This is a genomic window from Shigella sp. SIG6 (genome assembly GCF_053555815.1).
On sequence record NZ_JBQZXC010000064.1, the window covers coordinates 1 to 20,267 of the forward strand.

Annotated in this window: 23 protein-coding genes and 2 pseudogenes; 3 read left to right on the top strand and 22 right to left on the bottom strand. The window is 50.8% G+C overall.

Annotated elements, in window-relative coordinates; genetic code table 11:
• Window positions 1–79 precede the first annotated feature (79 nt).
• The 7 genes from ACUU1M_RS11965 to ACUU1M_RS11995 form a co-directional block, all read right to left on the bottom strand.
• A complete protein-coding gene (locus ACUU1M_RS11965) occupies window positions 80–367 on the bottom strand; it encodes a hypothetical protein (protein WP_005076652.1) in 288 nt (95 codons plus the stop codon).
• A 12-nt stretch (window positions 368–379) separates the two neighbouring features.
• On the bottom strand, window positions 380–799 hold the full coding sequence (locus ACUU1M_RS11970) for a hypothetical protein (RefSeq protein WP_001101162.1): 420 nt from the start codon (window positions 797–799) through the stop codon (window positions 380–382).
• 14 nt (window positions 800–813) lie between these two features.
• Window positions 814–1,077, bottom strand: coding sequence for a hypothetical protein (locus ACUU1M_RS11975; protein WP_001151283.1), 264 nt, complete (start codon window positions 1,075–1,077; stop codon window positions 814–816).
• A 32-nt stretch (window positions 1,078–1,109) separates the two neighbouring features.
• Window positions 1,110–1,337, bottom strand: a complete 228-nt coding sequence (locus tag ACUU1M_RS11980) for a hypothetical protein (protein ID WP_000987799.1) — start codon at window positions 1,335–1,337, stop codon at window positions 1,110–1,112.
• Window positions 1,338–1,352: 15 nt separating this feature from the next.
• A complete protein-coding gene (locus tag ACUU1M_RS11985) occupies window positions 1,353–2,303 on the bottom strand; it encodes an AAA family ATPase (RefSeq protein WP_000129602.1) in 951 nt (316 codons plus the stop codon).
• A gap of 75 nt (window positions 2,304–2,378) precedes the next feature.
• Window positions 2,379–4,475: a Mu transposase C-terminal domain-containing protein gene (locus tag ACUU1M_RS11990; protein ID WP_001192431.1), complete on the bottom strand. Its 2,097-nt coding sequence runs from the start codon at window positions 4,473–4,475 to the stop codon at window positions 2,379–2,381.
• A gap of 1 nt (window position 4,476) precedes the next feature.
• The gene (locus tag ACUU1M_RS11995) at window positions 4,477–4,728 is read right to left on the bottom strand and encodes a helix-turn-helix domain-containing protein (protein WP_001249841.1); all 252 of its coding nucleotides are present in this window, start codon (window positions 4,726–4,728) and stop codon (window positions 4,477–4,479) included.
• 151 nt (window positions 4,729–4,879) lie between these two features.
• Here ACUU1M_RS11995 and ACUU1M_RS12000 point away from each other — a divergent pair, with 151 nt between their 5' ends.
• Window positions 4,880–5,443 carry a hypothetical protein gene (locus ACUU1M_RS12000; protein ID WP_001224023.1) on the top strand — a complete coding sequence of 188 codons (564 nt, stop codon included), beginning with the start codon at window positions 4,880–4,882 and terminating at the stop codon, window positions 5,441–5,443.
• 272 nt (window positions 5,444–5,715) lie between these two features.
• Here ACUU1M_RS12000 and ACUU1M_RS12005 read toward each other — a convergent pair.
• Both ACUU1M_RS12005 and ACUU1M_RS12010 read right to left on the bottom strand, forming a co-directional pair.
• Window positions 5,716–6,663: pseudogene (locus ACUU1M_RS12005) on the bottom strand (UbiD family decarboxylase); the annotation flags it as partial.
• Window positions 6,663–7,256 carry a non-oxidative hydroxyarylic acid decarboxylases subunit B gene (locus ACUU1M_RS12010; protein WP_000767718.1) on the bottom strand — a complete coding sequence of 198 codons (594 nt, stop codon included), beginning with the start codon at window positions 7,254–7,256 and terminating at the stop codon, window positions 6,663–6,665. The pseudogene ACUU1M_RS12005 and the gene ACUU1M_RS12010, both read right to left, overlap by 1 nt.
• Before the next feature lie 146 nt (window positions 7,257–7,402).
• Here ACUU1M_RS12010 and ACUU1M_RS12015 point away from each other — a divergent pair, with 146 nt between their 5' ends.
• Window positions 7,403–7,810 carry a MarR family winged helix-turn-helix transcriptional regulator gene (locus ACUU1M_RS12015; RefSeq protein WP_001208075.1) on the top strand — a complete coding sequence of 136 codons (408 nt, stop codon included), beginning with the start codon at window positions 7,403–7,405 and terminating at the stop codon, window positions 7,808–7,810.
• 119 nt (window positions 7,811–7,929) lie between these two features.
• Here ACUU1M_RS12015 and rpoS read toward each other — a convergent pair whose 3' ends face one another.
• From rpoS to cysD, 12 genes are all read right to left on the bottom strand, one after another.
• Window positions 7,930–8,922 (bottom strand): RNA polymerase sigma factor RpoS, encoded by a 993-nt coding sequence (gene rpoS / locus ACUU1M_RS12020; protein WP_000081566.1) that lies wholly within the window; start codon window positions 8,920–8,922, stop codon window positions 7,930–7,932.
• Between the two features lie 62 nt (window positions 8,923–8,984).
• Window positions 8,985–10,079: a murein hydrolase activator NlpD gene (nlpD, locus tag ACUU1M_RS12025; RefSeq protein ID WP_306174120.1), complete on the bottom strand. Its 1,095-nt coding sequence runs from the start codon at window positions 10,077–10,079 to the stop codon at window positions 8,985–8,987.
• A gap of 184 nt (window positions 10,080–10,263) precedes the next feature.
• Entirely contained in the window at window positions 10,264–10,890 is a 627-nt protein-coding gene (pcm, locus tag ACUU1M_RS12030) for a protein-L-isoaspartate O-methyltransferase (RefSeq protein ID WP_000254708.1), read from the bottom strand.
• Complete coding sequence (surE, locus tag ACUU1M_RS12035) at window positions 10,884–11,645, bottom strand: 5'/3'-nucleotidase SurE (protein WP_005076665.1); 762 nt, start codon at window positions 11,643–11,645, stop codon at window positions 10,884–10,886. Before surE ends, pcm begins: the two co-directional genes overlap by 7 nt.
• Window positions 11,626–12,675, bottom strand: coding sequence for a tRNA pseudouridine(13) synthase TruD (gene truD / locus ACUU1M_RS12040; RefSeq protein ID WP_000568962.1), 1,050 nt, complete (start codon window positions 12,673–12,675; stop codon window positions 11,626–11,628). Before truD ends, surE begins: the two co-directional genes overlap by 20 nt.
• Window positions 12,672–13,151, bottom strand: a complete 480-nt coding sequence (ispF, locus tag ACUU1M_RS12045) for a 2-C-methyl-D-erythritol 2,4-cyclodiphosphate synthase (protein ID WP_001219242.1) — start codon at window positions 13,149–13,151, stop codon at window positions 12,672–12,674. The genes truD and ispF overlap by 4 nt, the downstream gene beginning before the upstream one ends.
• On the bottom strand, window positions 13,151–13,861 hold the full coding sequence (ispD, locus tag ACUU1M_RS12050; protein ID WP_000246155.1) for a 2-C-methyl-D-erythritol 4-phosphate cytidylyltransferase: 711 nt from the start codon (window positions 13,859–13,861) through the stop codon (window positions 13,151–13,153). The genes ispF and ispD overlap by 1 nt, the downstream gene beginning before the upstream one ends.
• A gap of 18 nt (window positions 13,862–13,879) precedes the next feature.
• Entirely contained in the window at window positions 13,880–14,191 is a 312-nt protein-coding gene (gene ftsB, locus ACUU1M_RS12055; RefSeq protein WP_000517472.1) for a cell division protein FtsB, read from the bottom strand.
• Between the two features lie 193 nt (window positions 14,192–14,384).
• Window positions 14,385–14,708, bottom strand: coding sequence for a DUF3561 family protein (locus tag ACUU1M_RS12060; protein ID WP_001246104.1), 324 nt, complete (start codon window positions 14,706–14,708; stop codon window positions 14,385–14,387).
• 49 nt (window positions 14,709–14,757) lie between these two features.
• A complete protein-coding gene (cysC, locus tag ACUU1M_RS12065; RefSeq protein WP_001173673.1) occupies window positions 14,758–15,363 on the bottom strand; it encodes an adenylyl-sulfate kinase in 606 nt (201 codons plus the stop codon).
• On the bottom strand, window positions 15,363–16,790 hold the full coding sequence (gene cysN / locus ACUU1M_RS12070; protein WP_152028915.1) for a sulfate adenylyltransferase subunit CysN: 1,428 nt from the start codon (window positions 16,788–16,790) through the stop codon (window positions 15,363–15,365). The genes cysC and cysN overlap by 1 nt, the downstream gene beginning before the upstream one ends.
• Window position 16,791: 1 nt before the next feature.
• Window positions 16,792–17,700, bottom strand: a complete 909-nt coding sequence (gene cysD / locus ACUU1M_RS12075; RefSeq protein ID WP_000372392.1) for a sulfate adenylyltransferase subunit CysD — start codon at window positions 17,698–17,700, stop codon at window positions 16,792–16,794.
• 251 nt (window positions 17,701–17,951) lie between these two features.
• Here cysD and iap point away from each other — a divergent pair, with 251 nt between their 5' ends.
• Entirely contained in the window at window positions 17,952–18,989 is a 1,038-nt protein-coding gene (gene iap, locus ACUU1M_RS12080) for an alkaline phosphatase isozyme conversion aminopeptidase (RefSeq protein WP_152028916.1), read from the top strand.
• 133 nt (window positions 18,990–19,122) lie between these two features.
• Here the strand turns inward: iap and ACUU1M_RS12085 are convergent.
• Window positions 19,123–20,226 (bottom strand): annotated as a pseudogene (locus tag ACUU1M_RS12085) (CRISPR-associated endonuclease Cas3''); the annotation flags it as partial.
• Window positions 20,227–20,267: the final 41 nt, after the last annotated feature.

Below are 20,267 nucleotides of genomic sequence, written 5' to 3' on the forward strand. Positions count from 1 at the left end.
CGCGGGATTGCGGAACATAAGCCGCTGCGGCGTTCCTGATTCGTTTTGCGGGTTTAGCCATAAATAAAGCTCCTGTTAATTAATATTCACTGTATACAATGCCGGATACAGCACGATTGCTTAATTCCATCTTTTTGGCTATCACATGAATAGCCAGCCCTTCTTTATAAAGTTCACGGCATAAATATTTGTCGTGCTCACTGACCCGGTATGCACACAACGATATTCCGTGCCTTCTGGCATGTGCCTGTAGGGCGGTTGGGGCAACTTTCAGTTTTTTCGCCATTTCCTCGACGGTCATTTTTCCGACACTGGCTTCGATAAATTCCCGGTCTTCGCGTGACCAGCGTTTACGATTACACGTCATTCCGGTCACCACTCAGTACAACAGAGGCTCGCGCAGTGATGCCGGAATATGCCGCAGCGATAACTGAACCGCTTTCAGGACAAGCGAGGAATAACAGCAGCGCGCCCAGCCTTTTGCCATTAACCGGTAATCGCGCCAGATACGCTGCCACATTTCACGGGCTTTCGGGTCTGACGCGCAGATGTATTCGCGGTCCATGACGTATTCCCATAAATCCACATTGAAGGCATTGCCAAACGTAATGGCGCGGAATACCGCCTCTCCGCAATAACGCGCACAAATGCTGTAATGGTCAAATGCAATCAGGTAAGTCTTTTCGCCATACCCCTCAACTTCGCGCGCACAAATAAATTCGCGCAAGTCTCCACCATTGTTATTACGCTCTTTAATCCGAATTAATGCCCGGATTTCATTTCGGATTTTGACGTTCATTGTCAGCGTTCCTTTCAGTGGCATGTTTTTTCAACAGCCATTTCAGTGACACGGCCACCGGTGATGACACTATCGTTTTTCAAAATCTCGATAGCTTCATGGGCTGACTCATTAATTATTTTCTGGCTTTTATTAAGCACCAGTAACGCCACCATGCCAGCAAGTGTACCCTCATCACCGTCCAGTTCCGCACTACCGTCCACCGCAATGCTGGTGCGCAAATTCAGTCCTTTAATTCCAGATACTGTATTTTTAATTTCAATAATTACTTTTGCCATTTTGTTATTCCTCACAAATAAATAAGCCGTTATTAACGCCAGATAATCTGGCAGCCATTAAGGCGGGCCGTCCATACTGAACGGGCAACCCCTGATTTATGCTCCATAATCCTGACAGCGTTTCTGACCAGCTCCGGTGGTGGGCAGGTGATTTCAAGTACCGGACGCGCCACGCCGAGATATGATTCATTTACGTGACTCCCGTGCGCCTGTAACCAGTTCTGCGCATCCGTTGCCATTTTTATATTTCGTGACATCATGGTTTATGTCCTTTACTACCAGTTCAGTAACCTGGGGTTGCTGTAAGCCTCCTTAAAAGCCGCTTTAATGTGACTTTTATTCAGGGATGTGCCTGCACCTTTTGCCGCCAGCCACGCATGATTCAGTGTGTGAGTTAATACACGCAATTCCCCGGGCTTTTCGGCTACCCTCATCAGCAGGTCCAGCTCATCTTCCTGTGTTACTCCCCATGCTTTGGCTACAGCCATCACATCGGTCTTTTTTACTTTGCGCAGTTGTTTTGTCATGGCAAAACGGCTGAACAGACGGGCCAGTTCATCAGTCCCACGACGGGTGGCATCCGCCATCTGTTTCGGGTTGCCAATTAAAACCATCCCCACGCCAGTGGCATCCTGAATGGCGCGTAATTGCTCCAGACCATCCACACTTAAGTGATCAGCTTCATCAATAATCAGAAGGGGGTTAACACGGCCACTGGTTTCTTTACCACCACCCAGTTTTCTGCGAATGGCGCGGGTTATATTCCCCTTATTTCTTTCCGGATTATTAATTTCCAGCGCATATGCTATTTCAAGGAGGCATTCCGTTACGCTCGAATGTGCCGGAGCAAGAGTCACCATCCAGGCATTAGCTGTCCTGCGACAATATTCCCGGGCAGCAAAGGTTTTTCCGACACCCGGTACGCCAACAACGACACTGATAATCCCGAGTGAGCGCACTGTTTTAAACAGCTCATGCAAATCACAAAATGTCTGGGTCTTCACAACACCAGGGGTACCTGACAAGTTCTGTCCCTTCTGCCAGACCTGATACCATTTCTGTAATTTGTCATGCATACCTTCGACATTACCGTTGTACTCTCCTTTACGCAGAGCCGAGAGTGTTGCCGGAGACATTCCGGCTTCATCAGCAATATCTTCCTGAGACTTGTCGCCCTCGTTAATCAAAGCGTTAATAGTGTTGAAAACATCATCAATATCAGTCATAGTATTTCCTCGGTTATTTCAAATCAGCTTTGTTTCCTTTATTTAACAGTCCGTTCCCGCGGACTGTTTTTTTATTCAGGCCAGCGGATCATCTTCTTCCTGCATGGCAAAAAGTTTTTGCATCCCCAGCCGGAAATCGCGTTCAAATTCTTCGTCATGCTCTTCTTCATATTCCGGTTGCTGAACTGCCACCACATTACCAACCGGGCGATAAACATTACTCAGCCAGGATTCAGCCTGTTTGTGTTCCAGAATCTGAATACCTTCATCTTCAGCATCACGAATTTTTTCCTCAGCGCGTTTGCGCATTCCTTTAATACGCTGCTGTTGTTTGTGATATTCAGCACTGACAGCAAAGGCTGCGCGTTTATTGCCGTTCCATATCGCCTCACAGATAAAGCTGCCGTCCTTGCGACGTACCGTAATTCGCTCGGCGTCATGAATGTCATAACTGATAAGCACTTTGCGACCGTGTTCGTCACGCAACTCCGGCGCGTAGTAAATATTGTTCAGCCACTGAATTTCGCAGCGTCTTACCGGTCGTTCCACCATTGGGCGGAACATGTCGCGCAGCTCAAGATCACTCAGCCACTCAATTTCGGTGTCTTCTTCTGCCAGGCGTTTTTTTCTGAACTCTGTCGGGCTGTAATGCCGTCCGTTCGGTTTCATCGGCAGCTCAGAATGCGGGCGGTTGTTGTACCATTCCACGCCTTCACGAATAGCCTCAATAAGCTCCGCCCACGATGGCAGCTCGCGCATTGCCGCTTTCTGGCGGTCGTTCAGAGGCTTGTCCTGTTGCAGGGCGTTAAACGCTGAACGCAGATCACGGTTAAGTACACGCAACGATTCCCGGTCAGCACCCTTGCCAAAATAGGTGCGATACCTCCTGGCTATACGCATCGGCAGTGTCCGGTTCAGGCGTTCAATAATGCCGCGTCCCTGTGGATTACCGGCAATACCGGTAGGGTGTTTAATCCCTAGGCGTGGCAGAATACCCACGACCTCTTTGTCCAGCATGTCAGCCGTTTCACCGGAACCGTTATCCGAGTAATACAGGAACGGTTTTCCGTGGTTGCGAATGCCGTGCTGTATCGCATCGGCAACGGCGAACACGTTTTCGGCAAGGTCAAGACTCCAGCCAACAACAAACCGTGTTCCACCATCGATCACAAACGTGACTTCCGGTGAGAATGGACGCCCGTGGATCGGATGCGCACATTTCAGCTTCATACCGTGACCGTCACCAATCCAGACATAATTCACCGGCATAGCTGTCCAGTCGCGGCGGGTGAATCCTTCAAGCTGACGGTATTCACTGCCGGTAACGCGCCCTTTTTGTTTCACCACTTCCGGCAGTTTTTTCATGGCATACCGGACAACATCATAGGAAGGCATCACCTCCAGCATGTACGGTTCGTCCGCATGGCGACGCTGCCATTCTGCGACAAAATCCTCGTAGGCTTCTGACATGGGTCTGCCGTTCACCTGGCGATACTGCGCCAGAAATTCAGGCAGCCAGCTGATTTCTTCCGGTTTTATTTCGTCGCGTTTTCCCGGTGCCAGTAACAGCAGCCGTTCGGCGGCGTTCTGCGACTGGTTGTATTTCAGAACCCACTGGTAAAGTGGATCGCGGCTGATAGTACGATTAGCGCCACGTTTTGCATTGGCGTTAACTGCGGCCTGTTGCAGGCGCTCCGGCAGCTCACCTTTACGGGCTTTTTCAACAAGAAAGTTAATGGCTTTCAGTCGCCCGAGGTTACCGGCGCTTTCCAGCTTCAGCACTTCCACCACCAGCGCAGCTCTTGCTTCAGATACCCAGCGCTGGTTTTCGGTCAGCGCATTCAGGCGTTCTTCCATCAGTTGTGGAGAACCGCGATATGCTTCGATTGCCTGGACAGCGTCAGGATTGCGTGTTTTTCTGGTAACAGCTTTCACTTCAGAAACATTGTTCTCTGTAGCCACCAGCTGTTCCACATAGCGTTCACGCAGTGCCTTTCGTGTTATTTCAGGCAGACAATCAATGTGGTACTCAATGGCTTTTGTGCCTTCCCGACGGCGACTAACGTCACCAAGATCACGAGAAAAACGCTGTAACGCCTGTCGGATGCCTTTTGTGGTGGCTGGCATTCCTGGTACGCCGAGCAGGTCATTTACGGTAACGTACGACTGCATATCACGACGCCTTCCTGATAAATCCATCGTTACGATACCGGCTGGGCCAGATGATTTCTGGCGGTACACCTATAGCGTCAGAAATTACGCGTTCGTATTTTTTGTTTGGTGTGCGAACTACCGCTTTCAGTGAATCCTGAGCATAACCAGCATGGAGTGAAAGCTCCCGGAAGGAAGACCACCCGTTATCTTTGAGCGCCAGCTGAATCTTCAGCGAAGGCCAATCGCGGTCACTATCTTCTCTTTGTCTCATCTTTCCTTTAACCTACAAAATTACCCGCGCGGATATCCGTATGGATAAAGATCAAGATACCAAAGATTCCTTGTAAAGGGTTCTTTGGTGTTTTTATGTTTATTTTTTAATTTCATTATTTATCAATGAATTAGATAGAAAGGAACCAAGAATGAGAAAAGCACCCCAAGGTTCTTTTCCTGCCGATGGAAAAGAACCGATTATCGAAAGAATCTTTAGGTTAGTAGAACGATACCCTTCAAGAAATGCGGCTGCTCGGGCATGGGGGATCAATGAAGGCACTTTAAAAAATTATTACAACAGGCGGGATTACGCACCGATACCACGCCCGCATCAGTTAAAAAAGATAGCAGAAAGCGAAAATGTTACCTTGGAATGGCTCATGACGGGAGAGGGTGATGTTGAACTAAAAGATTCCAAAGAACCCAAAAAAGAGAATGCGGATAATGTTGATGCTCAAATTCTAATGTTCTTGTCATTTCTTAAACCACAAGAAAAACAACAAGTAGCTGATGTTCTTGGGAGAAAAGGAGCGGAGCAATTACTCATTCTTCTGGATGAGCACATCCAAGAGTTGCACGCTCTAGTTGGAGTTCGTAGAGCCATAGCGTTAAGCCTTGGTAATTTGCCAGACGAAAAGGTTAGAGAGATTTACGCGTTGTCCGAAGCTAAGGGCGATCACTTAAATCTACCTCAGAAAGCAGCCAGCGCATAACCCAGTGCAAGTGCCTAGCTGTGCTAAAATTACATTGGTTTTGGCGCTTGCACCCATCAGCGCTATAATAAACACCTGAATCGTTTTTGAACGGTCTTTAAAGGCTATTGTAAGAACCTGTGAGTTATCTTGAATGTTTTATTGATATCGAACCGTTTAACATTTTTGGACTCGCTTTATCTTGAAAACCTTGAGTTCCTAACTTGTTGATTCCAATCTATTCCCGTCTTTTTTAATCTCTTCCCGGTTATCTTGAATAAATTACCTAGTCATAGGTAGTCGATTTCGGTCCACGGTATACCGAGATAGAGTGATTCGAAAATCGGTTTGCTGCGATAAGAGACTTTATCGATGCGCACCACGGTCATGTTGCGCCCACCGGAGTAGTGCCCGGTAAACTCACCGAACGGCCCTTCGATTTCGCGTTTACGGCTTTCGATAACCCCTTCGAGGATCACTTCTGAACCCCACGGCACATCAAAACCGGTCAGCGGGGCGGTGGCGATCGGGTACGGGCTTTCACGCAGCGCGCCTGCCATTTCATACTCAGACTGATCGTATTTCAGCGGCGTGGCCCCCATCAGCGTGATGATCGGATCGTTACCGAGCGTGATCGCAATCGGCAGATCTTCACCGCGCTCTTCTGCTTTATGCAGATGCAGGGCGATATCGTGCATCGGCACCGGTTGCAGGCCGAGCTTACGCTTGCCCTTCACTTCCATGCGGTAGATGCCGACGTTCTGCTTGCCGAAGTTATCCGGGGCGAGCGGATCGCGGGAAACCACGCACGCTTTGTCGAGATAGAAACCGCCATCGCCATCATTCAGGCGAAACAGCGGCAGAATATCGAACAGGTTGATCTCTTCGCCATCGACGGTGTTCTGCGCCCAGGCTGGATTGGCGCGGCGCTCCGGGGCAATCGGGAAGTTATCCCAGCGGCGGATAAACTCATCAATCTGCTTTTTGACCGGGGTGTTTGGTGGCAGGCCAAGGGAAATCGCGTGGTTCTGCCAGGAACCGATGGTATTCATCGCCACGCGGGCATCGGTAAAGCCGCGAATATTATCAAACCACAGCGCGGGCGCGCCGTCGCCGATACGCCCGGTGGCGTTAGCTGCTGCTGCCAGATCCGGCTCAGCGTTCACTTCTTCGCTGATTTTCAGTAACTGGCCGTGGTCATCAAGCGCCTGTAAAAAGCTGCGTAAATCATCAAATGCCATTATTCATTCTCCTGAGAAAAATTCCGGGCCTGCGGCAATCCTTGCCAGCGCCTGGCGTGGGGATGTTCGAGGCCAAATTGATCCAGCACGCGGGCTACCACATGGTGGACAATGTCATCTACCGTTTCGGGATGGTTATAAAAGGCAGGCATCGGCGGCACCATCGCCACGCCCATGCGTGAAAGTGCGAGCATATTTTCGAGATGGATGGTGCTAAGCGGCATTTCACGCGGCACCAGCACCAGTTTGCGGCCTTCTTTGAGCACGACGTCCGCCGCGCGCCCTACCAGGCCATCGGCGTAACCAGCGCGGATACCGGCGAGCGTTTTCATACTGCACGGAATAACGATCATGCCGTCGGTACGAAAAGAACCGGATGAGATGATCGCCGCCTGATCCGCCGGGTTATGGCTGAAGTCTGCGAGGGCAGCAACATCGCGAGCGCTGTAAGGCGTTTCCAGTTCAATGGTGGTTTTCGCCCACTTCGACATCACCAGATGAGTCTCGACATTCGGCATCTCACGCAGCGCTTGCAGTAATGCCACACCAAGAGGCGCACCGGTAGCCCCTGTCATCCCGACGATCAGTTTCATTGCTTATTCTCTTAATTGTTCGTATACGAACGTTATTGTTAACGTACTCCTTCATTTCCACAGCGGCAAGGATTGAAAAGTAACAACATCTTCTTCGTCACTAAAAAACCGCTATGATAGCGACAGAGAATTAGCCCGGAGTTTACATGGCGTTACGAAATAAAGCGTTCCATCAGTTACGACAGCTTTTTCAGCAGCACACGGCTCGCTGGCAGCACGAGTTACCTGACCTGACCAAACCACAGTACGCGGTGATGCGCGCCATTGCTGATAAACCTGGTATTGAACAGGTGGCACTGATAGAAGCAGCAGTCAGCACCAAAGCAACGCTAGCAGAAATGTTGGCAAGAATGGAAAATCGTGGCTTAGTCAGACGTGAACATGACGTCGCTGACAAGCGGCGACGCTTTGTCTGGCTGACTGCCGAAGGAGAAAAGCTACTTGCTGCGGCGATACCTATTGGTGACAGCGTGGATGAGGAATTTTTGGGGCGTTTGAGTGGAGAAGAGCAGGAGCTGTTTATGCAGTTGGTGCGCAAGATGATGAGCACATAGAATGCTGATTGCCGGGTAGGACGCTGACGTGTCTTATCCAGGCGACAAAAACACAAGCTTCCCAAACAAAAGAAAAAGGCCAGCCTCGCTTGAGACTGGCCTTTCTGACAGATGCTTACTTACTCGCGGAACAGCGCTTCGATATTCAGCCCCTGCGTTTGCAGGATTTCGCGCAAACGGCGCAGGCCTTCAACCTGAATCTGGCGAACACGTTCACGGGTGAGGCCAATTTCACGACCTACATCTTCCAGTGTTGCCGCTTCGTACCCCAGCAAACCGAATCGACGTGCCAGTACTTCACGCTGTTTGGCGTTCAGCTCGAACAGCCATTTGACGATGCTCTGCTTCATATCGTCATCTTGCGTGGTATCTTCCGGACCGTTCTCTTTTTCATCGGCCAGGATGTCCAGCAACGCTTTTTCGGAATCACCACCCAGCGGGGTGTCTACCGAGGTAATGCGCTCGTTAAGACGAAGCATACGGCTGACGTCATCAACTGGCTTATCCAGTTGCTCAGCGATCTCTTCCGCACTTGGTTCATGGTCCAGCTTATGGGACAACTCACGTACGGTTCGCAGGTAAACGTTCAGCTCCTTTACGATGTGAATCGGCAAACGAATAGTACGGGTTTGGTTCATAATCGCCCGTTCAATCGTCTGGCGAATCCACCAGGTTGCGTATGTTGAGAAGCGGAAACCACGTTCCGGGTCAAACTTCTCTACCGCGCGGATCAGCCCCAAGTTGCCCTCTTCGATAAGGTCCAGCAACGCCAGACCACGATTGCCATAACGGCGGGCAATTTTTACCACCAGACGCAAGTTACTCTCGATCATCCGGCGGCGAGAGGCGACATCTCCACGCAGTGCGCGACGCGCAAAATAAACTTCTTCTTCGGCCGTTAACAGTGGTGAATAACCAATCTCACCAAGGTAAAGCTGAGTCGCGTCCAACACACGCTGTGTGGCTCCCTGCGATAACAGTTCCTCTTCGGCCAAATCGTTATCACTGGGTTCCTCTTCTACTAAGGCCTTTTCGTCAAAAACCTCAACTCCGTTCTCATCAAATTCCGCATCTTCATTTAAATCATGAACTTTCAGCGTATTCTGACTCATAAGGTGGCTCCTACCCGTGATCCCTTGACGGAACATTCAAGCAAAAGCCTAGTTCCGCCGATTTATCGCTGCGGCAAATAACGCAGCGGGTTTACGGATTTCCCCTTGTAACGAATTTCAAAATGCAAGCGTGTTGAACTGGTTCCGGTGCTACCCATGGTTGCTATTTTTTGCCCCGCCTTCACTTCTTGTTGTTCCCGGACCAGCATTGTGTCGTTATGGGCGTAGGCACTCAGGTAATCATCATTATGTTTGATGATAATCAGATTACCGTAGCCGCGCAGCGCGTTACCAGCATAAACAACGCGGCCATCTGCGGTCGCGATAATTGCCTGTCCTTTGCTGCCTGCGATATCAATCCCCTTGTTGCCCCCCTCAGAAGCGCCAAAGGTTTCGATCACTTTGCCCTCAGTCGGCCAGCGCCAGGTGGAGATAGGCGTACTGGTTGATGTACTGCTGACAGTCGGCTCGGTTGTGCTTGCTGTTGGTACCGTTACAGGCGCTGTGACCGTGGTCGCAGTTGGCTTGTTGTTCGGCAACATTTTGTTAGCACTCTGTTCACCCGAAGACTCAGAATACGTAATTGTCGGTTGCGACGCAACAGCAACGGTGGAATTTTGTGCAGGCTTGATCACAACTCCTTGCTCTGCTGCGTCGGCCTGGGTAATGGCATTTCCGCCAGTGATTGGCGTACCGGAAGCATTACCCACCTGCAAGGTCTGACCAACGTTCAGCGCGTATGGTGCCTGAATATTGTTGCGCTGAGCAAGGTCACGGAAATCGTTGCCAGTAATCCAGGCGATATAGAAAAGTGTGTCGCCTTTTTTCACGGTATAGGTACTGCCGCTATAACTGCCTTTCGGAATGTTCCCATACTGACGGTTATAGACGATGCGTCCGTTTTCCATCTGTACCGGCTGCTGAGCTACTGGCTGCACTGGCTGGATTTGCGGTTGTTGAGTAGCCTGAATTTGTGGCTGCTGTACCGGCTGAATTTGCGGTTGCTGCGCTGTAGACGTCGTCCCCATTTTCGGCGGCGGCGTAATCAACATACCAGAATTAGTATTTGCAGGCGCATTGCCATTAACGGAGCTGACCGGTGCCGGTGGATTTGAAGTGTCAGAACAGCCTGCCAGCCATAGCGAAACCAGTGACAAAGCCGCAATGCGGCGAACGGTGAATTTTGGGCTTCCTGCGCTCATTTATCCCCCAGGAAAAATTGGTTAATAACCAGTGACATAATTACCGTGCAAGGCACCCTACTGAACACTGGAAAAGATGTTCACGATACGCTGACCTACGGCAAAATAACCAGGAAAAATCCAGGTATTTCCTCACGTTTTAAGCCAGCTCACCCTTCACTAAAGGGACAAAGCGCACGGCCTCCACGGTATCGATAATAAATTCGCCTCCCCGACGACGCACCCGTTTCAAATACTGGTGCTCCTCCCCTACGGGTAAGACGAGAATCCCGCCTTCGTCCAGCTGCGTCATTAGCGCAGTTGGAATTTCCGGCGGTGCCGCCGTAACAATGATAGCGTCAAACGGCGCACGTGCCTGCCAACCTTGCCATCCATCACCATGACGGGTTGAAACATTATGTAAATCAAGATTTTTCAGGCGGCGACGTGCCTGCCACTGCAAGCCTTTAATCCGTTCAACCGAGCAAACATGCTGGACAAGATGCGCCAGGATTGCCGTTTGATATCCCGAACCAGTGCCAATTTCCAGCACCCGCGACTGCGGCGTCAGCTCGAGTAATTCGGTCATTCGCGCCACCATATACGGCTGCGAAATTGTCTGCCCCTGACCTATCGGCAAGGCGATATTGTCCCAGGCTTTTTGTTCAAACGCTTCATCAACGAATTTTTCACGCGGCACGGCGGCAAGTGCATTCAGCACCTGCTCATCCTGAATACCTTGCGCACGTAATTGATCCAGAAGTGCTTGTACGCGTCTGCTTACCATTGCGTGCCAACTCCCACGCTGTTTAACCAATCTGAAACCACATCTTGCGCGCTATGCGCAGTTAAATCCACATGCAGCGGCGTGATGGAGACATAGCCCTCATCTACCGCAGCAAAATCGGTCCCCGGACCGGCATCACATTTACCGCCCGGCGGGCCAATCCAGTACAGCGTATTGCCGCGCGGATCTTGCTGCGGGATCACCTGATCTGCCGGATGTCGTGTACCGCAGCGCGTCACGCGAATACCTTTGATTTGATCCAAGGGTAAATCCGGAACGTTAATATTAAGAATACGTCCGGTGCGCAGCGGCTCTTTACACAGTGCGCGCAAAATTGAACAGGTTACCGCCGCGGCAGTGTCGTAATGTTTATGCCCGTCAAGCGAGACGGCCAGCGCCGGAAAACCTAAATGACGGCCTTCCATCGCGGCGGCTACCGTACCGGAATAAATAACATCATCCCCCAGATTCGGCCCGGCGTTAATTCCGGACACAACAATGTCCGGGCGCGGACGCATCAGAGCTTTCACGCCAAGATAGACACAATCGGTCGGGGTTCCCATTTGCACAGCAATATCACCATTTTCAAAGGTAAACGTGCGCAGGGAGGATTCCAGTGTCGGAGAATTTGAAGCGCCGCTGCGGTTACGATCGGGGGCGACCACCTGAACGTCAGCAAACTCACGCAAGGCTTTCGCCAGCGTTTGTATACCGGGTGCATGTACCCCGTCATCATTACTCAGCAATATGCGCATAATCACCTGTTGTGTTGATAAGTTCCCTGACAACGCTGGTTGCAAAACTACCCGCCGGAAGCCAGAAACGGATCTCTACGGTGACGTCATCCCACCAGTTCCAGCTTAATTGTTGCGGATACAGCAGCATCGCTCTGCGCGCGGCTTCAACTTTTTCGCGCACCAGTAAAGCTTGTAATTCAGTTTCTGCGGCGACAGCTGCTTGTTCGAATGCCAGCGCTTCACGCTGAGTTCCCCATTCGCCACTGCCCGGCAATGCGGCGGTTATCATCAGCTCTTTATCGTTGACGCGACGCTGTAATTCCGCCAGTTCTTCGGTGGTTGCTACAAACCAGCTACCACGTCCGGCTAATTGTAGCGCATCGCCGTCAACAACTTGATTAACGTCTGCTTTTTTGAGGCGCTCAGCAACAATCTGATTAAACAACGCACTGCGGGCTGCCGACAACCAAAAACTCCGTTTATTGCGATCGCGCACCGGAGTATTGGTTTGCGCCCAGCGCAGCGCGCCCTGCAAGTTGCTACCGCCAATCCCAAAACGTTGGGCACCGAAGTAGTTCGGTACACCTTTTACGCAAATATCGATCAGACGTTGTTCAACGTCATCGCGATTGCTCACTTCGCGCAGAACCAGGGTAAAGGCGTTACCTTTCAGCGCCCCTAAACGCAGCTTGCGCTTGTGCCGCGCATACTCCAGCACCTGGCAGCCTTCCAGTTGAAAGGCGCTCAGATCGGGCATTTCCTTGCCCGGCACGCGAGCACATAACCACTGTTCCGTTACAGCATGTTTGTCTTTTTGCCCAGCGAAGCTGACTTCACGGGAATGAATTTTCAGGAATTTCGCCAGTGCATCCGCCACAAAACGGGTATTGCAGCCGTTTTTGAGGATTCTAACCAGAATATGCTCACCTTCACCATCAGGCTCAAAGCCCAAATCTTCCACCACCACAAAGTCTTCCGGATTGGCTTTCAGCAGCCCGGTGCCTTGCGGTTTACCGTGGAGGTAAGTGAGATTATCAAACTCAATCATTTTGTTGCCTTAATGAGTAGCGCCACCGCTTCACAGGCAATCCCTTCCCCACGTCCGGTAAATCCAAGTTTTTCCGTAGTAGTGGCTTTCACGTTAACATCATCCATATGGCAGCCGAGATCTTCGGCAATAAACACGCGCATTTGTGGAATGTGCGGCAACATCTTCGGTGCCTGAGCGATGATAGTGACATCGACGTTGCCAAGGGTATAACCCTTCGCCTGAATACGACGCCAGGCTTCGCGTAGCAGCTCGCGGCTGTCGGCACCTTTAAATGCCGGATCGGTATCCGGGAACAGTTTGCCGATATCCCCCAGTGCCGCCGCGCCAAGCAATGCATCGGTCAACGCATGAAGCGCCACGTCGCCATCAGAATGCGCCAGCAATCCTTTTTCGTAAGGAATGCGTACGCCACCAATGATAATTGGGCCTTCACCGCCAAAGGCGTGTACGTCAAAACCGTGTCCAATTCGCATTATGTATTCTCCTGATGGATGGTTCGGGTGAGGTAAAACTCGGCCAGTGCCAAATCTTCCGGGCGCGTGACTTTAATGTTATCCGCGCGGCCTTCGACCAACTGCGGATGAAATCCGCAATATTCCAGCGCCGAGGCTTCGTCGGTAATGGTAGCGCCTTCATTTAGAGCGCGCGTCAGACAGTCATGTAACAGCTCACGAGGGAAAAATTGCGGCGTCAGCGCGTGCCATAAGCCGTTGCGATCAACGGTATGAGCAATGGCATTTTTGCCCGGTTCGGCACGTTTCATAGTATCGCGCACTGGTGCGGCGAGGATCCCTCCCGTGCGGCTGGTTTCGCTCAACGCCAACAATCGCGCGAGGTCATCCTGATGCAAACAAGGACGAGCGGCGTCATGCACCAATACCCACTGCACATCGCCAGCGGCTTTCAGACCTGCCAGCACGGAATCGGCACGCTCATCACCGCCATCTACAACGGTGATTTGCGGATGATTCGCCAGAGGAAGTTGTGCAAAACGGCTATCGCCAGGACTTATGGCAATGACGACACGTGTCACCCGGGGATGCGCCAGCAGCGCATGCACCGAGTGTTCAAGAATGGTTTGATTACCGATTGAGAGATATTGCTTAGGACATTCCGTTTGCATGCGACGGCCAAATCCGGCCGCCGGAACCACGGCGCAAACATCCAAATGAGTGGTTGCCATGTTAATTCCCGGGCTGATTTATCGATTGTTTTGCCCCGCAGACTGTGCGCGCTTCGACGCGTCAGGCACCAGACGATAAAAAGTTTCGCCCGGCCTGGTCATGCTGAGTTCATTACGCGCACGCTCTTCGAGCGCCTCCTGGCCGCCATTGAGATCGTCAATTTCGGCAAAAAGTTGATCGTTTCGCGCTTTAAGTTTCGCGTTTGTAGCTTGCAGTGCCGCCACATCATCATTGACGCGGGTATAGTCATGTATACCGTTCTTACCGAACCACAGCGAATACTGTAGCCAGACCAGAATAGCCAGCAACAGCAGCGTTAGTTTACCCATCCTGCCCCCTGAAAAACTGCATCATCATCCCATGCATCCGAAGACGACTCTACATCCTCTGTTGGGGATACCGCGACAACGCGGGCAAATGTACCACATTTGCCCATTGTTACGTATACCCAGGGCGTGCAGAACATAATCTCATTATTAGTTACGGTTTGAATTATGAACAGAGGAGACAAGAAAGTACAAATTAGCCCAGTAGCCACATAAACAGTGCGCCAAACATAATGCCTACTGTCACCAGGGTGAAAACAATACTGTAGCGTAGCTTTCCGTCCATCAATGAATGCAGCGCAATCCCCACCACTACCGCGACAGGCATCAGTGCCAGAAAGAAAGGCCAGGTGTAGATAAAGAAGAACAGCGTGTTAGAGCCATAAATCAACATCGGCATCGCCAGCGCAAATAACCAGGAGATAAAACCGACCACGGCACCAGGCAGTGACCATGTAGTTTCTTCATCCTCAGTAAGGCTGTCGTTATTTGTTAGTGTAATGTTATGGCTATTACGCATATTTGATCCTGTTACTTTGACGAACCGGGCATGGAAACCCGGTGGTGTCTCAGGATCTGATAATATCGTTCTGTCTCAACAGATCTAATAATTGCTGTACCAAATTTGTTACTAATTGTTCACCATTGAGATGAATTTCTGCCGATTCAGGCGCTTCGTAAACGGAATCTATTCCCGTAAAGTTGCGCAGTTCACCGGCACGCGCTTTCTTATATAAGCCTTTTGGATCGCGGGCTTCGCAAATCGCCAGCGGCGTATCGACAAACACTTCAATAAAGCGCCCTTCTCCTACGCGTTCGCGAACCATCTGGCGTTCGGCGCGGTGTGGCGAGATAAATGCGGTCAGCACCACCAGTCCGGCTTCAACCATCAAATTCGCCACTTCACCGACGCGACGGATATTCTCTTTACGATCGGCATCGCTAAAACCGAGATCGCTGCATAATCCGTGGCGAACATTGTCGCCATCCAGCAGATACGTACTGACGCCGAGTTTATGTAACGCCTCCTCCAGCGCCCCGGCGACCGTTGATTTACCGGACCCGGAGAGGCCGGTAAACCACAGCACTACACCACGATGACCGTGGTGTAGTTCGCGTTGTTGCACAGTGACCGGATGACTATGCCAGACGACGTTTTCGTCATGCAGCGCCATTATTTATCCCCCAGCAAATCGCGCGCGCCCCAGTGCGGAAAGTGGCGACGAACCAGGGCATTCAATTCCAGTTCGAATGCACTGAATTCAGATGACGCAGCTGTTGCCTGGCTAACTGGCTCGTGCACCATACCGGCACCCACGGTCACATTGCTCAGGCGATCGATAAAAATCAGCCCACCGGTAACCGGATTTTGCTGATAGCGATCTAACACCAGTGGCTCGTCAAAAGTGAGATCCACCAGGCCGATGCCGTTCAGCGGCAGGTTTTCAACTTCGCGTTGGGTAAGGTTATTAATATCAACCTGATAACGAATGCCATCAACACGAGCACGCGTCTTCTTACCGGCAATTTTGATGTCATAACTCTGGCCCGGGGAAAGCGGCTGTTCCGCCATCCATACCACATCCACCGACGCACTCTGCACCGCCGGTAACGCTTCGTCTGCCGCCAGCAGCAGATCACCACGGCTGATATCGATCTCATCCGTCAGCACCAGGGTGATCGCTTCTCCGGCAAAGGCTTCTTCGCGATCACCATCAAAAGTCACGATCCGCGCGACGTTTGATTCCACACCAGAGGGCAGCACTTTTACACGTTGCCCGACTTCCACGCGACCGGATGCCAGCATTCCGGCGTAGCCACGAAAATCGAGATTTGGGCGGTTAACGTACTGCACCGGGAAGCGCATTGGCTGGGCATCCACCACTCGCTGGATCTCCACGGTTTCCAGCACTTCGAGCAGTGTCGGACCGCTGTACCACGGCATACTTTCACTTTGCGAAGCCACGTTGTCACCTTCCAGTGCGGAGAGCGGCACAAAGCGGATATCCAGATTATCCGGCAGCTGCCCGGCAAAGGTCAGATAATCTTCACGAATACGGGTGAACGTCTCTTCACTGTAATCCACCAGATCCATTTTGTTGATCGCCACGACCAGATGTTTGATCCCCAACAGTGTGGAGATAAAACTGTGACGACGGGTTTGATCGAGCACGCCTTTACGGGCATCGATCAGTAAGATCGCCAGTTCACATGTCGATGCGCCAGTCGCCATATTGCGAGTGTACTGCTCGTGCCCTGGGGTGTCGGCGATAATAAATTTACGCTTCTCGGTAGAGAAATAGCGGTAGGCCACATCAATAGTGATGCCCTGTTCGCGCTCAGCTTGCAGGCCGTCCACCAGCAGAGCCAGATCCAGCTTTTCGCCCTGGGTGCCGTGACGCTTACTGTCGTTATGCAGCGATGAGAGCTGATCTTCGTAGATTTGGCGGGTATCGTGCAGCAGACGACCAATCAGGGTACTTTTGCCGTCATCGACGCTACCACAGGTCAGAAAACGCAGCAGGCTTTTATGTTGTTGCGCAATCATCCAGGCTTCGACGCCGCCTTCATTGGCGATTTGTTGTGCAAGTACGGTGTTCATCTTAAAAATACCCCTGACGTTTTTTCAGCTCCATGGATCCCGCCTGGTCGCGGTCAATCACGCGACCCTGACGTTCACTGGTGGTGGAAACCAGCATCTCTTCGATGATTTCCGGCAGTGTTTGTGCATTTGACTCCACCGCACCGGTCAGCGGCCAGCAGCCCAGCGTACGGAAACGCACCATCCGTTTTTTGATCACTTCGCCCGGTTGCAGGTCGATACGGTTGTCATCAATCATCATCAACATACCGTCGCGTTCCAGAACCGGACGTTCCGCAGCGAGATACAGCGGCACAATGTCGATATTTTCCAGCCAGATGTATTGCCAGATATCCTGCTCGGTCCAGTTAGAGAGCGGGAAGACGCGGATGCTTTCGCCTTTGTTAATTTGCCCGTTGTAGTTGTGCCACAGCTCCGGGCGCTGATTTTTCGGATCCCAGCGATGGAAGCGGTCACGGAAAGAGTAGATTCGCTCTTTAGCTCGGGATTTCTCTTCGTCACGGCGCGCACCACCGAAGGCGGCATCAAAACCGTATTTGTTCAGCGCCTGTTTCAGGCCTTCAGTTTTCATAATATCGGTATGTTTCGCGCTGCCGTGCACGAATGGATTAATCCCCATCGCCACGCCTTCCGGGTTTTTATGCACCAGCAGCTCGCAGCCGTAGGCTTTCGCCGTACGATCGCGGAACTCATACATCTCGCGGAATTTCCAGCCGGTATCGACATGCAGCAACGGGAAAGGCAGCGTACCTGGATAAAACGCCTTGCGCGCCAGATGCAGCATGACGCTGGAATCTTTACCGATAGAGTAGAGCATCACCGGATTTGAGAATTCTGCCGCCACCTCGCGAATAATGTGGATGCTTTCCGCCTCCAGTTGCCGCAGGTGAGTAAGTCGTTTTTGATCCATAACCGTTCCTTTGCAATACCGCTATTTTCTTGCCATCAGATGTTTCGACTATAGGGAGCGTAAGAGAACGAATGAAATTACCAATTAGAATGAGTAGTTCCTTAACGGAATAACGATTTGGCAAAGCTAATATCAAAAAGTGCTTAAGGCACCGGATTTCGGGCGTTTAGGAAGATTTGAAATTGTTTTAGCGCAGCGGCAGTTTCATACTATGGCGGTAAAAAAATTTGCATGGTATTTAAGGACTCACTATGTTTTCCGCATTGCGCCACCGTACCGCTGCCCTGGCGCTCGGCGTATGCTTTATTCTCCCCGTACACGCCTCGTCACCTAAACATGGCGATTTTGCTAATACCCAGGCACGACATATTGCTACTTTCTTTCCGGGACGCATGACCGGAACTCCAGCAGAAATGTTATCTGCCGATTATATTCGCCAACAGTTTCAGCAAATGGGTTATCGCAGTGATATTCGGACATTTAATAGTCGGTATATTTATACCGCCCGCGATAATCGCAAGAACTGGCATAACGTGACAGGAAGTACGGTGATTGCCGCTCATGAAGGCAAAGCGCCGCAGCAGATCATCATTATGGCGCATCTGGATACTTACGCCCCGCTGAGCGATGCTGACGCAGATGCCAATCTCGGCGGACTGACGTTACAAGGAATAGATGATAACGCCGCAGGTTTAGGTGTCATGCTGGAACTGGCAGAACGCCTGAAAAATACGCCTACCGAGTATGGTATTCGATTTGTGGCGACCAGCGGCGAAGAGGAAGGAAAATTAGGCGCTGAGAATTTACTCAAGCGGATGAGTGACACCGAAAAGAAAAATACGCTGCTGGTGATTAATCTCGATAACTTAATTGTTGGCGATAAATTGTATTTCAACAGCGGTGTAAAAACCCCTGAAGCAGTAAGGAAACTAACGCGCGACAGGGCGCTGGCAATTGCACGCAGTCACGGAATAGCCGCAACGACCAATCCGGGTTTGAATAAAAATTATCCGAAAGGCACTGGGTGTTGTAATGACGCAGAAATATTCGACAAAGCGGGCATTGCTGTACTTTCGGTGGAAGCGACTAACTGGAATCTTGGAAATAAGGATGGTTATCAGCAACGCGCAAAAACACCTGCCTTCCCGGCGGGAAATAGCTGGCATGACGTAAGACTGGATAATCAACAACATATTGATAAGGCACTTCCTGGAAGAATAGAACGTCGCTGCCGTGACGTTATGCGGATAATGCTACCGTTGGTGAAGGAGCTGGCGAAGGCGTCTTGATGGGTTTGAAAATGGGAGCTGGGAGTTCTACCGCAGGGGCGGGGAATTCTAAGTGATACCCATCATCGCATCCAGTGCGTCCGGTTTACTTCCGGGAAAACCGCACCGTATTGCGCCGGTTTATCTCCGCTGGAGCGGGGAACACCTCTGGCGAATAGAAAGCAAGCCAGGTTTTGACCAGTCGATCGTACATGGCATTGGCCGTTGCCATTGTTGGCAGGCCAAAAAACAGCCCCTGAGCGTTACCCGCAGCCATCAACCTGTGCGCCAGGATAAGCGCCGCTTCTGTTTTACCTGCGCCGGTCACATCTTCCAGAATAAACAACTGTGGTCCTGGCTGATTGATATCCAGATCCAGCACCTTTTGCTGTAACGGTGTCGTATTCTCAATAAAAGGAAACAGCGTATTAATTCCGGTGAAAGGCGCGGTTTCTGCTTGTGGCGGAAAGACGGTTAATGCGTTTTGAGCCTGAACTAAAGCCTTTTGCCAGTAATCTTCAATATCCATTGCCTGTGCGACGCGTGGAAAAAATCGCGTTGACGACCCTGTCCAGTCTGCAAGTACGACGGTTGCAGAGATATACCAGGAAAGTTGTTTTATAAGTTCAACGCCCTCGTCATCATCCCAGAATGTGGGGATCTCTATTCGCGGAAACAGTGGCTTGATTTCAAGGAGAAAATCTCGTGCTGCAGCTTTGTCTTCAGGCAGAAAATTATCCAATTCATCCATACGATCAGGGGGCCGACCATGATGCCCTGTCGTCACGGGCATCCACATTTCTATCACTCGCCTAAGTTTGCGCGGAGAGAGCGAAGATGAAGGAAGTAACTTCTGACATTCACTTAAATAATGATTCCACAACCAGTAGCCCAGCGTTGAATGAGAGATTTTTTCGTAATTTTTTCTGGCACCTTCCTGAATCTTGAATTCAGGGGGCAGGTAAAGTTGTTGAAAAGAGCGGGCAAATTTTCCAATATCGTGCCAGCACAGCAACCAGGCGAAAAATTGAGCTGCCTGTTCCTTGTCAGAAATCCCTAATTGACGAAAATAATCAGCCAGCCCGAAGCAATTTCTTTTAACCATTAAATAGCCCATTGCGGCCACATCCAGAAAATGCCAGCAAAGAAGGTGATAGTCGTCGCTACCCTCTTTCTCGCCACGTCGGGTTTTTCCCCAGAAATCAAAGAAAGTCACAATATTTTTATCCTTCAGTAAACTTAAAGGATATTTACGCATATTTTAAAAACTATCTGTGATATATATCAGCCAATAAAACA